Here is a 13,749-nt window from a genome sequence, read left to right as displayed (position 1 = left end):
GTCAGCTCCTGTCCTGGCCGGCGGCGTGGGCCGCGGAATGGTCGGCGGCGGGATTCGCGGCGTGACGGATCAGCCGGTCCAGCGCGTCCGCGGCGGCGCGGGCGAACTCCGGATCGTTCACGTCGAGCGGGGAGTCGAGGACCTCGACCGCGGAGCCGGCCACTGCGGCGAGCACAGCGTCGACCAGCGCGGCATCGGCCTCGGCGTCGGCGAAGACGGCGCCCGGCACCCCGATCGCCGAGAGCCCGCCCCTCGGCACGGCCAGGACGGTCGGCCCCTCGGCCGCGGCGAGCTTCCGGCCGATCAGCCCGCCCAGCTCGGCGCTCTCGTCGGCGGTGGTGCGCATCAGCGTCACCGTCGGGTTGTGCACGAAGAACCGCCGCTGCGCGAAGCGCTCCGGGACGCCGTCCCGCGGGCCGAAGTTGACCATGTCCAGCGCTCCGAGGCTGACGACCTGCGGGACGCCTGCGCGCCCGGCCGCCTCGAGCCGGTCGGGGCCGGCCGTGAGAACGCCGCCGACCAGCTCGTCCGCGAGCTCGGTGGTGGTGAGGTCGAGCACCCCCGCGAGGTGCCCCGAGCGGGCCAGTGCCTCTACGGCCTGGCCGCCGGAGCCGGTGGCGTGGAAGACGAGGACCTCGTAGCCGAGCTCGTCGAGGCGGGCGCGGGCGACGTCGACGGCGGCGGTCGTCACTCCGAACATGGTGGCCGCGACGAGCGGACGGCCGGACTCCTCCGCGGGCTGCTCGCGCCGGGCGGCGTGCGCGGCGGCCATCCCCGCGATGCCGCCGGCGGCGTTGTCGAGGACCTCGCGGGAGAGGCTGTTGATGCCCGCGATGTCGACGACGCTGTAGGTCATCGTCACGTCGCTCGCGCCGACGTAGGGGGCGACGTCGCCCGACGCCATCGTCGAGACGAGCATCTTCGGCAGCCCGATGGGCAGGTCGCGCACGGCGCGGGCCGCGATGGACGAGCCGCCGCTGCCGGCCAGGGCCAGGACGCCGTCGAGACCGCCGTCGCTCCGGAGGCGCTCGAGGACCACGGCGGCGCCCTCTCCCATCGCGGTCATCGCGGCTCCGCGATCGCCGCGGGAGCGCAGCTCCTCGAGCTCGGCGCCCGCGGCGCGGGCCGTCTCGGCGGCGGTGACGTCGGGAGCGGCGGCCGCTCCGGAGTGCGCGCCGACGCCCACGTCGACGAGCAGCACGTCGACGCCGAGGTCGCGCAGACGGGCGGCCGTCCAGGCGTACTCGGCGCCCTTGGTGTCGAGGGTGCCCACGAGGGCCACCCGGGGTGCCGGTGTCCGGGCCGGTCCTGGGGGTGCTGGCGTCATCGCGGCTCTCCTCCTCCTGGCCGGATCACTCCGGTCCACGTCGTCGTGGTGCGCCGGGCCCGCCCAGCAGCTACCCCCATGATGACTCGCATTTTGAAACGTGTCAAACAGCATTTCCGGGGCTATGCTGGCGCTCGATTGAAACGTGTCAGAGTCGAGACGCTCACGCAGAGGAGTGCTCGCCCAGCAGGAACGAGGCACCCCGGTGGCCATCCCCTCCTCCCCCCGCATCGAGCACCACCGTGCGGCGCTCGGCATCGGCGAGCGCCGACCCCGCCTCTCCTGGACGAGCCTCGCCGGCGACGACTGGCGCCAGGAGTCGTACGAGCTCGAGCGCGTCGACGCCGCCGGCGACGTGCAGCGCCGGCACGTCGGCTCCGCCGAGTCGGTCCTCGTGCCGTGGCCGTTCGCTCCGCTGACGAGCCGGGAGCGGGTCGAGATCCGGGTGCGCGTCTTCGGCCGCGGCGAGGACGACGCCCCCTGGGGCCGCCCGACCGCCGTCGAGGCCGGCCTGCTCGAGCCGCAGGACTGGAGCGCGGTGCCGGTCGGCGCCGCCTGGCCGGAGGACCCGGAGTCCGACCGGCGGCCCCCACTGGTGCGCCGCTCCTTCACGGTCGGCGGCGAGGTCGCCTCCGCGCGCCTCTACCTCAGCGCGCACGGCCTGTACGAGGTCGAGCTCAACGGCGCCCGCGTCGGCGACGACACCCTCGCGCCCGGCTGGACGGCCTACGCCGACCGCCTCCGCTACGCCACCCACGACGTCACCGACGCCCTCGTCCCCGGCGAGAACGCGCTCGGCTCCTGGCTCGGCGACGGCTGGTACCGCGGCCGGCTGGGCTGGCGCGGCGGCTTCCGGAACCTCTACGGCACCGACCTCTCGCTGATCGCGCAGCTGGAGATCGTCTACGCCGACGGCCGGCGCGAGACCGTCGCGACCGACCCGTCCTGGCGGGCCGCGCCCGGCCCGATCCTCTTCTCCGGCAACTACGACGGCGAGGTGCACGACGCGCGCGAGGAGCGGGACGGCTGGTCCTCCCCCGGCTTCGACGACGCCGGCTGGACGCCGGTCGCGGTGGCGGAGCGCGATCCAGCGACCCTCGTCGCTCCGCAGGGCCCGCCGGTCCGCTGCACCGAGGAGGTGCGCCCCGTCGCCGTGCTGCGCACCCCGAGCGGCCGGAGCGTGCTCGACCTGGGGCAGAACCTCGTCGGGCGGATGCGGATCCGGCTGAGCGGGCCGCGCGGGGCGACCGTCACCCTCCGCACCGCCGAGATCATGCAGGAGGGCGAGCTCTACACCCGGCCGCTGCGCGACGCCCGCTCCACGGACGTCTACACGCTGGCGGGCCGCGCCGAGGAGGAGTGGGAGCCGCGATTCACCTTCCACGGCTTCCGCTTCGTCGAGGTCGAGGGCTGGCCGGGGGACCTCGAGGCGGCGGTGGCCGCGGGGGACGTCGTCGCCCGGGTCCTGCACACCGACTTCGAGCGCACCGGCTGGTTCGCCTGCTCCGACCCGCTGGTCGAGCGGCTGCACGAGAACGTGCTGTGGAGCATGCGCGGCAACATGGTGGACATCCCCACCGACTGCCCGCAGCGCGACGAGCGGGTCGGCTGGACCGGCGACATCCAGGTCTTCGCGCCGACCGCGTCGTTCCTCTTCGACGTCTCCGGGATGCTCTCGTCCTGGCTCCGCGATGTGGCGGCCGAGCAGCTGCCCGACGGCACGGTGCCCTGGTACGTCCCGGTGATCCCCGCGCACGCGATGTGGACGCCGATCCGCCCCGGCGCGGCCTGGGGCGACGCCGCGGTCCTCGTGCCCTGGACCCTGTACGAGCGCTTCGGCGACGCGGGGGTGCTGGCGGCGCAGTACGACAGCGCGAAGGCCTGGGTCGAGCTCGTCGAACGGCTCGCCGGGCCGTCGCGGCTCTGGGACGAGGGCTTCCAGCTGGGCGACTGGCTCGATCCGGACGCTCCTCCCCAGGACCCGGCGGACGCGAAGACCGACCGCTACCTGGTCGCCACGGCCTACTTCGCGCAGTCCGCTCGGCGGCTCGGGCAGACCGCCCGCGTGCTCGGCCGCGAGCAGGACGCCGAGCGCTTCCTCGCGCTGGCCGCCGAGGTCCGGGCCGCCTTCGTCGATCGCTACGTCGAGCCGGACGGCCGGATGGCCAGCGACGCGCAGACCGCGTACGCGCTCGCCCTCGAATTCGAGCTGCTGCCGGAGTCGCTGCGCGCCGCCGCGGGGGCCCGCCTGGCCGAGCTGGTCGCGTCCGCCGGGAACCGCATCTCGACCGGCTTCGTCGGCACGCCGATCGTCTCGGACGCGCTCTCGGGCACGGGCGGGATCGACCGCGCCTACGCGCTGCTGCTCGAGCGCGAGTGCCCGTCCTGGCTGTACCCGGTGACCCAGGGCGCGACGACGATCTGGGAGCGCTGGGACAGCCAGCTCCCCGACGGCACGGTGAATCCGGGGACGATGACCTCGTTCAACCACTACGCGCTCGGGGCGGTCGCCGACTGGCTGCACCGGGTGGTCGCGGGTCTCGCGCCGGCCGAGCCGGGCTACCGCTCGATCCTGTTCCGGCCGCGCCCGGGCGGCGGGCTCACCTCGGCGAGCGCCGCCCACCTCACGCCCTACGGCCGCGCCTCCATCGCGTGGACCCTCGCCGACGGCGAGCTGCGCGTCGAGGTCGAGGTGCCCGTGGGGGCCACCGCGGTGCTCGACCTCGAGGGAGCGGAGCCGCGCGCCCTCGGGCCGGGCCGGCACACGGCCGTGGTGGTGGCCGGGGCGGGAGTCTCGAGACCCGGCGTGCGCGAGCGGATGATCGGCTGACCGGTGTCCTGACCGGGGTGGATCTCGATACGCCCGCTCCGCGGGCTACTCGATCAGCAGGGATCCGACCGGGGCGGGGCGCGGGATCCACGAGGAAGAGACGCCCGCACACATGCTGGTCGAGTAGCCCCGCAGGGGCGTATCGAGACCCGCCACCACCAGCAGGGCGGGTCTGCAGACCCGCGTTCCGACGGTGGCGGATCTCGATACGCCCACTCCGCGGGCTACTCGATCAGCATGATTCTCCGCAGACGTACGAGGTGATCTCGCGCCGGGGCTGCCCTGCGTACCGGCTGGAGGTGAGCGTGCTCCCCGACGGGAAGGTGCGGAACGTGAAGGTGTCGACGAGACCCCGCCCCATCGCCGCCCCGGCCCGTCACTCCTCGTCGGCGAAGTCCGTGCTGCGACTGAGCGGCTCCCACGCGTCGACGTCGGAGCGGAGGGCGTCGAGCACCGCGCGGAAGGCGTCCGAGGCGTCATTGCCCAGCAGCAGGATCGAGGGCGGCGCGTCCGACTCCACGGCCTCGATCAGGGCGGTCGCCGCCTTCGCCGGGTCGCCCTTCTGGGTGCCGTGCCCGGTGTCGTGCTCCTTGCGGCGCTTGCCCGCCGTCTCGGCGTAGTCGGCGATCGGCTGCGACGACTGGGTGAGCGACCGGCCGGCGAAATCGGTGCGGAATCCGCCCGGCTCGACCGAGAACGCGCGGATGCCCAGCGGCGCGACCTCCTTGCGCAGCGACTCGGTCAGCGCCTCGATCGCGGCCTTGACCGCCGCGTAGTAGCCGGAGCCCTCGGGCGAGATCCGGGCGCCGATCGAGGACAGGTTGACGATCACCCCGGAGCGGCGCTCGCGCATCCCGGGCAGCACCGCCTTGATCGTGCGCACCGTGCCGAAGAGCTGCGTGTCGAAGAGCTGCTGCACCGCCTCCGCCTCGCCCTCCTCGACGGCCGCGCGATAGCCGTAGCCCGCGTTGTTGACGAGCACGTCGATCCCGCCGAAGCGCTCCTCGGCGGCGTCGACGGCGGCGGCCACCTGCGCGTCGTCGGTGACGTCCAGCGCGAGGGCGAGCGCGGAGTCCGGGTGCGCCTCGGCGAGGTCGCGGACGGAGTCGACGTCGCGCGCGGTGACGACGACGCGGTCGCCGTGGGCGAGGACGGCGGTCGCGAGCGCGCGGCCGAGTCCGGTGGAGCAGCCGGTGATGAGCCAGGTGGTCATGGCGGTCCTTCTTCCTCGAGGGCGCCCGCGGCAGGTGCGATCCGTGCGATCGGCGCGGGCCGGACTCCATTCCACCGCCGCCCGGGCTCCCCGGGACAGGGGTGGACGCGGATCAGGGCTGGACGCGTGAGAGGGTGGTCCGGTGTCCACAGTGAGCGTGCCGACGCCGCGCTCGGGGGTGCGGACGCGGCGATTCCGGCGCCTCGCGCGCCTCGGCTTCGCCGTCAACGGCGTCGTGCACCTGCTGATCGGCGGCCTCTCGCTGCGGGTGGCGTTCGGCGACGAGACGACGCAGGAGGCGGATCCGTCGGGTGCGATCGCGCGCCTGGCCGAGTCGCCGGCCGGCCTCGTCGTCGTCTGGGCGGCACTGGTCGCGCTCGTCGCCCTCGGGCTGTGGCAGTTCACCTTCCAGAGCCGCTCGAGCGATCCGAGCCGCGCGAAGCGCTGGGGGCGGCGGATCGTCGAGTCGGGCAAGGGCTTCGCCTCGCTCGCGCTGGCCGGGACGACGCTGGTGTTCGCGCTCGGCGGGTCGACGAGCTCCTCCGCGACCATCCGCGCGATCAGCACCGACCTGCTGGCCCGCCCGGCCGGGTCGATCGTGCTGACGATCGTCGGCGGGATCGTCCTCGGCAGCGGGATCGGCTTCCTCGCCATCGGCGTGCGGCGCGGCTTCCGCAAGCTGGTGCGCATCCCGGCGGGGCGCCGCGGCCTGGCCGTGCTGATCCTGGGCGCCGCCGGCTACGTCTCGAAGGGGATCGCCCTCGGCATCGCCGGCGGTCTCTTCGTCGTCGCGGCGATCACCGGCGACGCCCGGCGGGCGACCGGGCTCGACGGCGCTCTGCGCTTCCTCGACGTCCCGCCCTACGGCACCATCGCGCTGACCGCGATCGGCGCCGGCCTCGTGATGTACGGCGCCTTCCTGATCGCCCGCGCGAAGCTCGCCAAGCTCTGAGGTCCGGGCTCAGCCCATGACCGCGGCGGGACCGAGCCGCTTCGCGTAGCAGCGGGTCGCCGGCTCGTCGCCCCAGTAGCCGAAGCCGGGGATCGGGTCGTAGCCCGAGCTGCTGTAGAGCGCCATCGCCTCGGGCTGCTCGATGCCGGTGACCAGGCGGAGCAGCGTCACGCCGTGACGGACGGCCAGCTCCTCGACTCCCGCGAGGAGGAGGCGGCTGTAGCCGCGGCCGCGCGCCGACCCGGCCACGAACATCCGCTTGATCTCGCCGATCTCCCCGTCGGCGGCGAGCGCGACGCAGCCGACGACCTCGGGCCCGACCTGCAGCAGCAGCGTCGGTGCGTCCGAGTGCGGCCGCGGGCCCGGGTCGTCGCCGCCGTAGCGCCTCATGATCTCGGCCTCCTGCACGGCGAACAGCCGCCCCGCCACCGCATCCGCCGCCGTCGTCTCGACCATCCGCGCCTCGTTCGCAGTCACGCCCCCACCCTCGCACGCTCCCATCGCTCCCCGCGAGATGCCACTTGTGCACGCGACACGCCGAGGAAAGCGTGCACAAGTGGCATCCCGCGGAGGGTCAGCAGACGGCGGAGCGGAACCGGAGGTCGGTGAGGAAGACCCCGTGCCAGCCCTGTCTGCCCTCGTGCTGGGTGTAGGTGAGCGTGCTCCCGGAGGGGAAGACGTCGAAGACGAAGACGTCGTTCTTGAAGTACGCGATGGTCGAGACGTCTCCCTCGACGCGACGGTACGGGTCGGCGAGCGTGCCGGCACCGGTCCCCGCGAAGAGGCCGTCCTGGACGATCGTCGTCGGCGCGACACTGAAGCCCATCGCGTCCCAGTGATCCGGCTGCCAGGCCTGCCGGTCCTGCGAGGTGAAGTCGTAGAACTCGAACTGGAGGTCGACCGGATCGAACAGCCGCCCCTGCGGATCGAAGAACTGGAAGGTCAGGGTCTGCGAGTCGGATCCCGGACTGGGGAGGGTCGTGGCCGGACCCTCGCGCCGCTGATTCAGAACCAGAGCTCTTCTCGGCGCGGTGCCCGAGTACTGCACCTCGGTGCTCTCGAGGTCGGTCTCCCCGGTGACCGCGCCCCATCCGAGTCCGCTCTGAGTCAGGTTGAAGCTCTGACCCTGCGTCGTCGTCGTGGTTCCGGGAGCGAGCACCGAGGTGATCCGCACGGTGGACACCGCACCGGAGGAGCTGGGCGCCAGGAGCACCGCGGTGTCACCGCCGGTGTTGCTGGTCCGCCTGAAGGCGACCGCGCTGTCGCAGAGGGCGGCGGTGGAGGCGGCAGCGAGAGGCGCCGCGATCACCGCGGCGGCGACCGGAGCGCTCCACACCGCCGCTGCGCTCACGGTTCGGCGGGACGGTCCGGGCGTGGGGGTGGAGGACGAGGACACGGCGGTCCTTTCGATCATGAGGCGGAGTGCGCCTCGATCCGGCGGAGTGGTAGCGCTGTCATGGCACTGTGCGGCCAGCCAAGCGCACCTCCTCCGCCACGAGCAGTCCCCCGTCCGCGCCACACCCCCCGATGAGCACCTCCGCGAGATGCCACTTGTGCACGCGACACGCCGGGAAAGGCGTGCACAAGTGGCATCTCGCGGGAGGGACGGAGGGGACGCGCGGGTCAGGCGTAGTGGGCGGCGACCTCGGCGAGGCACTCGCGGAAGACGCGGACGGCGGGCGAGGCGAGCTGGGCCTCGCGCTGCGCCGTGAAGATGGTGCGGCGGGGGCGGCCGGGCAGCTCGAGCAGGCGGCAGTCGGGCTCGCCGCCGGCCCAGACCAGGTCGGGCATCAGCGCGACCGCGTTGCCCGAGGCGGCGAGGCGGATCTGCGCCTGGAGGTCCGCGGTCTCGAAGCGCACGTCGGGCTCGAAGCCGGCGACCCGGCAGGTCTGCTCGGCGAAGTGCCGGCTCGCGGTGCCGCGCGGCTCCATCACCCAGGCGGCGTCGCGCGCGCTCTGCAGATCGCGCACCTCGGAGTCGCGGCGGACCGCGAGCCGGATCGCGTCGGTCGTGAGGTCGCTGCGCACCAGGCCCGGCAGCCAGGACACGGAGTGGCCCGGGTACTGCTCGGCGACGACCAGGTCGAACTCGCGCGCCCAGGAGGTCTCGTGCAGCGCCCCCTCCGGCTCGCGCTGCACCATCTCGACCCGCACCTCGGGCGCCCGCTCGGCGATCGAGCGCAGCGCGCCCGGCATCAGCGCCAGGGCCGCGGACTGGAAGACCGCGACCCGCACCCGACCGGTGACCGACTCCCCCGACGCGGCGAGCGCCGCCTCCGCCCGCTCGAGCAGCGCCAGCACCTCGCCGGCCGCCGCGACCAGGATCTCGGCCTGCGGGGTGAGCTGCACCCGCCGCCCGACCTTGCGCAGCAGCTCGACACCGGTCTCGCGCTCGAGCACGGTGAGCTGCTGCGAGACGGCGGAGGGACTGTAGGCGAGGGCCTCCGCGGCGGCGGCCAGGGTTCCCCGGATGGCGACCTCGCGCAGCAGCACCAGGCGGCGGACGTCGAGCACGGGCGACCTCGATTCGGCAGAGCTGATCAGTAAGGAGGAGTGACCGGTACCGGTAAGGAACGGTCGCTTCTGCTCAACGGTACCCCGGTCGGATACTGACGTCATGACGGATCTCGCCGCGCCCGCCCGCTCCACCGGTCCCTCCTCCGACGACGCCGCCGGTCACGCCGGTCCCGCCCCGGACAGCGTCGACCCCGGCCTCGTCGACGTGAGCGTCGCGCTGGTGCGCCAGTGGCTGCGCGACGCCGCCGACATCCCGGTCGACGCCTCCGGCGCCCAGCTCGCCGGCGTGCTGAAGGACCCGACCGGCCTCGACTTCACCGTCGGCTTCGTCGACGGCGTCGTCCGCCCCGAGGACACGAAGGTCGCCGCCGCGGCGCTGCGCTCCATCGCCGGCGGCGTCCCGCGCTTCCTGCCCGCCCCGATGCGCGGTGCGGTCGCCCTCGGCGGCGCGGTGGCCCCGCTGCTCCCGGACGTCGTCGTGCCGATCGCGCGCCGGGTGCTGCGGCAGATGGTCGGCCACCTCATCATCGACGCGACCGACTCGCGCCTCGGCCCGGCGATCGCGAAGATCCGCCGCGACGGCGTCCGGCTCAACATGAACCTGCTGGGCGAGGCGGTCCTCGGCCGCAAGGAGGCGCAGCGCCGCCTCGAGGGCACCCACCGACTGCTCGCGCGCGACGACGTCGACTACGTCTCGATCAAGGTCTCCTCCACCGTCGCCCCGCACAACCCGTGGGCGTTCGACGCCGCGGTCGACGACATCGTCGAGGAGCTCGCTCCGCTCTTCACCCGCGCCGCGGCCGCGACGCCGCAGAAGTTCGTGAACCTCGACATGGAGGAGTACAAGGACCTCGACCTCACCATCGCGGTCTTCACCCGCCTGCTCGACCGGCCCGAGTTCCTCGGCCTCGAGGCGGGCATCGTGCTGCAGGCCTACCTGCCCGACGCGCTCTCCGCGATGATCCGGCTGCAGGAGTGGAGCGCCGCGCGCCGGTCCCGCGGCGGCGCCGGCATCAAGGTGCGCCTGGTCAAGGGCGCGAACCTGCCGATGGAGCAGGTCGAGGCGTCGGTGCACGGCTGGCCGCTGGCGACCTGGTCGACGAAGCAGGACTCGGACACCCACTACAAGCGCGTGATCGACTACGCGCTGCACCCGGACCGGATCCGGAACGTGCGGGTCGGCGTCGCCGGCCACAACCTCTTCGACGTCGCGTACTCCTGGCTGCTGGCCGGCGAGCGCGGTGTCCGCGAGGGGATCGAGTACGAGATGCTGCTCGGGATGGCGCAGGGCCAGGCGGAGGCGGTGCGCCGCACGGTCGGCTCGCTGCTGCTCTACACGCCGGTCGTCTCGCCCGCCGAGTTCGACGTCGCGATCGCCTACCTGATCCGCCGGCTCGAGGAGGGCGCGTCGAGCGACAACTTCATGTCGGCCGTGTTCGAGCTCGAGGCGCAGCCCGCGCTGTTCGCCCGCGAGGAGGCCCGCTTCCGTGCCTCGGTCGCCGCGCTCGACGGCGCGGTGCCGCCCGCGCACCGGGTCGCCGACCGCTTCGCCGCGTCGGGCCGCCCCGGCTTCGGCGACTTCCGCAGCACTCCGGACACCGACCCGTCCGTCGCCGCGAACCGCGCCTGGGCGCAGGAGATCCTCGCCCGCGTGCCCGCCTCCCGCGCCGGGATCGACGCGATCGAGGCCGCGACGATCAGCACCCGCGAGGAGCTGGAGGCGGCCCTCGCCGCGACCCGCGCCGCCGGCTCCGCGTGGGGCGCCCTGCCCGCCGACGAGCGAGCGCGCATCCTGCACCGCGCCGGCGACGAGCTCGAGGCGCGCCGCGGCGAGCTGCTCGAGGTGATGGCCGCCGAGGCGGGCAAGACGATCGACCAGGGCGACCCCGAGGTCTCCGAGGCGATCGACTTCGCGCACTACTACGCCGAGCGGGCCCGCGAGCTGGACGCGGTGGACGGCGCGGTCTTCCACCCCGCGCAGCTGACGCTCGTCGCTCCGCCGTGGAACTTCCCGGTCGCGATTCCCGCAGGCGGGGCGCTCGCCGCGCTGGCCGCCGGCTCGGCCGCGGTGCTGAAGCCCGCCGGGCCGACCGCGCGCTGCGGCGCCGTGCTGGCCGAGGCGCTCTGGGCCGCGGGTGTGCCCCGCGAGGCGCTGCTGCTGCTCCGCCTGCCCGAGGAGGAGCTCGGCGCGGACCTCGTCGCGCACGCCTCCGTCGACCGGGTGATCCTCACCGGCGCGTACGAGACCGCCGAGCTGTTCCGCTCCTTCCGGCACGACCTGCCGCTGCTCGCCGAGACCAGTGGCAAGAACGCGATCATCGTCACGCCCTCCGCCGACCTCGATCTCGCCGTGAAGGACGTCGTCGCGAGCGCCTTCGGCCACGCCGGCCAGAAGTGCTCGGCCGCGTCGCTCGTCGTGCTGGTCGGCTCGGTCGCGCGCTCCAAGCGCTTCCGCGCGCAGCTGCTCGACGCGGTCGACTCGCTCACCGTCGGCCTGCCGACCGACCCGGCGACCCGGATGGGGCCGGTGATCGAGCCCGCCGCGGGCAAGCTGCTGCGCGGCCTGACGACGCTCGGCGAGGGCGAGAGCTGGCTGCTTCAGCCGCGCGCGCTCGACGACACCGGCATGCTCTGGAGCCCGGGCGTCCGCGACGGCGTGCGCCGCGGCTCCGAGTACCACCGCACCGAGTACTTCGGCCCGATCCTCGGGATCATGACGGCGGCGACGCTCGAGGACGCGATCGCGCTCGTCAACGAGGTGGACTACGGCCTCACCTCGGGGCTGCACGCGCTCGACCCCGCCGAGATCGGCACCTGGCTCGGCGGGATCCAGGCCGGCAACCTCTACGTCAACCGCGGCATCACCGGCGCGATCGTCGAGCGCCAGCCGTTCGGCGGCTGGAAGAAGTCGGCGGTCGGACCGGGCACCAAGGCCGGCGGGCCGGACTACCTGCTCGGGCTGGGGTCGTGGACCACCGCGCCGTCCACGGCCACCGCCGCGGTCGAGGACCCGCGCGTCGGCCGGCTCGTGGCCGCCGCCCGCGCCGAGCTGCCCGCCGCGGAGGCGGACGCCGTCGAGCGGACGGCCCGCAGTGCGGCGCAGGCTCTGGCCGCGGGTGCCGCCCGCGACGTCACCGGGCTGGCCGCCGAGCGCAACGTGTTCCGGCACCTGCCGTACGACGCCCCGGTGCTGATCCGCCTCGCGGACGGCGAGCCGGTGGGCTCGCTCGCGCAGGTCGTCGTCGCCGCGGCGACCGCGGGCACCCGGGTGGCGGTCTCGAGCGCGACGGCATTGCCGCCGCAGCTCGTGTCGGCCATCGCGTCGGGAGCCTCCGCTGTCGCCGTCGAGGACGAGGCCGCCTTCGCGGCGCGGGTCCGCGAGCACGGTGCCGGCCGGGTGCGCCTGCTCGGCGCCGACGCCTCCTCCGTGACCGCCGCCACCGGCGGACGCCCCGACCTCGCCGTCTACGCGAACGAGGCCACCGAGTCCGGTCGCCTCGAGCTGCTCCCGTTCCTCCGCGAGCAGGCCGTCTCGATCACCGCCCACCGCTTCGGCACCCCGGACCATCTGACGGACTCCCTGCTCTGACCCCCTCCCCCTCCCCCGCGAGATGCCACTTGTGCACGCATTTCACGGCGTGTCGCGTGCACAAGTGGCATCTCGCGGAGAGGGAGTCCGCCCGTTCGCGACAGGGTGCGGGGGGACGGTCGACGGGGCGGGCGGCGGGCGCCAGGCTGTGCGCATGACGCGGCAGGAGCAGGCGCCCCCGGCCGCGGTGAGCACCCGGCGGGTGAGCATCGGGGCCGCGCTCGATCCGCGCAGCAACAGCATCAACGCACTGCGGCTGGGGCTCGCGGTCCTGGTGATCGTGTCGCACTCGTTCCCGCTGGGCGGCTACGGCGACCCGCCGGGCGCCGGCGGCAGCGGCGGCTCCGGGCTGGGGCACTCCGATCTGGGCGACTGGGCGGTGGGCGGCTTCTTCGTCACCTCCGGCTACCTGATCACCGCGAGCCGGCTCCGCTCGCGCTCGCTCGGCGACTACCTCTGGCGGCGGTTCCTGCGCATCTACCCCGCCTTCCTCGTCTCGCTGCTCGTCGTCGGATTCGCGATCGCGCCGCTCGCCTCGCTGCTGCTCGGCGCCGGACCGTGGAGCGCGGCGGGCGGTGCGCGATTCGTGCTCGGGAACCTCGCGCTCTACATCCGCGAGTACGGGATCGACGGGATGCTCGGCTCGGTGCCGTACCCGGGGGCCTGGAACGGCTCGCTGTGGAGCCTCTTCTTCGAGTTCGTCAGCTACCTCGTGATCGGGGTGCTGATCTCGGTGGTGCCGCGGCGGTGGGTCGCGCCGCTGGTGGTCCTCGGCTTCGCGGGGCTGACCCTGGTCGCCGGCGTGCTGGCCACCGATCTCGTGCCCTTCCCCGCGGCCCTCAACCAGACGGTGACGCTCGTCGCGTACTTCCTGGCCGGCGCGATCGTGCATCTCTTCCGCGACCGGATCCCGCTCACCCTGCCCCTCGCACTCCTCGCGGTCGCCCTCTTCGCGCTGGTGGTGGCGAGCGGGCTGTACCGGGTGCTGGCGGGGCTGCCGCTCGCCTACCTGATGCTGGCCCTCGGCGCGCGCCTCCCCCTTCGGCGCCTCGGGGCGACCCACGACGTCTCCTACGGGATGTACATCTACGCGTTCCCGGTGCAGCAACTGCTCGCGCTCGCGCTGGTCGACGCGGACGTGCCCCTCGTGGCGTACGTGCTGCTCTCGATCGCGGCGACGCTGCCGTTCGCCTGGGCCAGCTGGCTGCTGATCGAGCGCCCGGCGATGCGGCTGAAGCGGCTGACGGCGCGCGCCCCGGTCGACGACGAGGGTCACGTCGGCTGACTCCCTCCCGCGAGATGCCACTTGTGCACGCGACAC

Annotated in this window: 9 protein-coding genes; 4 read left to right on the top strand and 5 right to left on the bottom strand. The window is 74.2% G+C overall.

Going from position 1 to position 13,749, the window contains the following annotated elements; translation table 11 throughout:
• Window position 1: 1 nt before the first annotated feature.
• Entirely contained in the window at window positions 2-1,327 is a 1,326-nt protein-coding gene (locus EDF22_RS00305) for a Tm-1-like ATP-binding domain-containing protein (protein ID WP_123701512.1), read from the bottom strand.
• A 205-nt stretch (window positions 1,328-1,532) separates the two neighbouring features.
• Here EDF22_RS00305 and EDF22_RS00300 point away from each other — a divergent pair, with 205 nt between their 5' ends.
• Window positions 1,533-4,157, top strand: a complete 2,625-nt coding sequence (locus tag EDF22_RS00300) for an alpha-L-rhamnosidase (protein ID WP_123701510.1) — start codon at window positions 1,533-1,535, stop codon at window positions 4,155-4,157.
• Between the two features lie 376 nt (window positions 4,158-4,533).
• Here EDF22_RS00300 and EDF22_RS00295 read toward each other — a convergent pair whose 3' ends face one another.
• Window positions 4,534-5,370 (bottom strand): oxidoreductase, encoded by an 837-nt coding sequence (locus EDF22_RS00295; RefSeq protein ID WP_123701508.1) that lies wholly within the window; start codon window positions 5,368-5,370, stop codon window positions 4,534-4,536.
• Between the two features lie 142 nt (window positions 5,371-5,512).
• Between EDF22_RS00295 and EDF22_RS00290 the strand changes: the two genes are divergently transcribed.
• The gene (locus EDF22_RS00290; protein WP_123701506.1) at window positions 5,513-6,322 is read left to right on the top strand and encodes a DUF1206 domain-containing protein; all 810 of its coding nucleotides are present in this window, start codon (window positions 5,513-5,515) and stop codon (window positions 6,320-6,322) included.
• A gap of 9 nt (window positions 6,323-6,331) precedes the next feature.
• Here the strand turns inward: EDF22_RS00290 and EDF22_RS00285 are convergent, their stop codons facing one another.
• The 3 genes from EDF22_RS00285 to EDF22_RS00275 all read right to left on the bottom strand — a co-directional run bounded on the left by EDF22_RS00285 (window position 6,332) and on the right by EDF22_RS00275 (window position 8,836).
• On the bottom strand, window positions 6,332-6,799 hold the full coding sequence (locus EDF22_RS00285; protein WP_185038634.1) for a GNAT family N-acetyltransferase: 468 nt from the start codon (window positions 6,797-6,799) through the stop codon (window positions 6,332-6,334).
• Window positions 6,800-6,896: 97 nt separating this feature from the next.
• Window positions 6,897-7,718, bottom strand: coding sequence for a hypothetical protein (locus EDF22_RS00280; RefSeq protein WP_185038632.1), 822 nt, complete (start codon window positions 7,716-7,718; stop codon window positions 6,897-6,899).
• 227 nt (window positions 7,719-7,945) lie between these two features.
• The gene (locus EDF22_RS00275; protein ID WP_123701500.1) at window positions 7,946-8,836 is read right to left on the bottom strand and encodes a LysR substrate-binding domain-containing protein; all 891 of its coding nucleotides are present in this window, start codon (window positions 8,834-8,836) and stop codon (window positions 7,946-7,948) included.
• Between the two features lie 103 nt (window positions 8,837-8,939).
• Here EDF22_RS00275 and EDF22_RS00270 point away from each other — a divergent pair, with 103 nt between their 5' ends.
• Together EDF22_RS00270 and EDF22_RS00265 are read left to right on the top strand one after the other, a co-directional pair.
• Entirely contained in the window at window positions 8,940-12,428 is a 3,489-nt protein-coding gene (locus EDF22_RS00270; protein WP_123701498.1) for a bifunctional proline dehydrogenase/L-glutamate gamma-semialdehyde dehydrogenase, read from the top strand.
• Between the two features lie 154 nt (window positions 12,429-12,582).
• Window positions 12,583-13,713: an acyltransferase gene (locus EDF22_RS00265; protein WP_185038630.1), complete on the top strand. Its 1,131-nt coding sequence runs from the start codon at window positions 12,583-12,585 to the stop codon at window positions 13,711-13,713.
• Window positions 13,714-13,749: the final 36 nt, after the last annotated feature.

Origin of the sequence: Rathayibacter sp. PhB127 (assembly GCF_003751665.1) — a bacterium.
Taxonomy (GTDB): domain Bacteria; phylum Actinomycetota; class Actinomycetes; order Actinomycetales; family Microbacteriaceae; genus Rathayibacter; species Rathayibacter festucae.
This window is presented reverse-complemented; position numbering and strand designations above follow the sequence as displayed.

Bases quoted from the DNA above. Each gene is read 5' to 3' on its own strand.
- EDF22_RS00295 (WP_123701508.1), bottom strand. From the start codon at position 5,370: ATGACCACCTGGCTCATCACCGGCTGCTCCACCGGACTCGGCCGCGCG.
- EDF22_RS00305 (WP_123701512.1), bottom strand. From the start codon at position 1,327: ATGACGCCAGCACCCCCAGGACCGGCCCGGACACCGGCACCCCGGGTG.
- EDF22_RS00265 (WP_185038630.1), top strand. From the start codon at position 12,583: ATGACGCGGCAGGAGCAGGCGCCCCCGGCCGCGGTGAGCACCCGGCGG.
- EDF22_RS00270 (WP_123701498.1), top strand. From the start codon at position 8,940: ATGACGGATCTCGCCGCGCCCGCCCGCTCCACCGGTCCCTCCTCCGAC.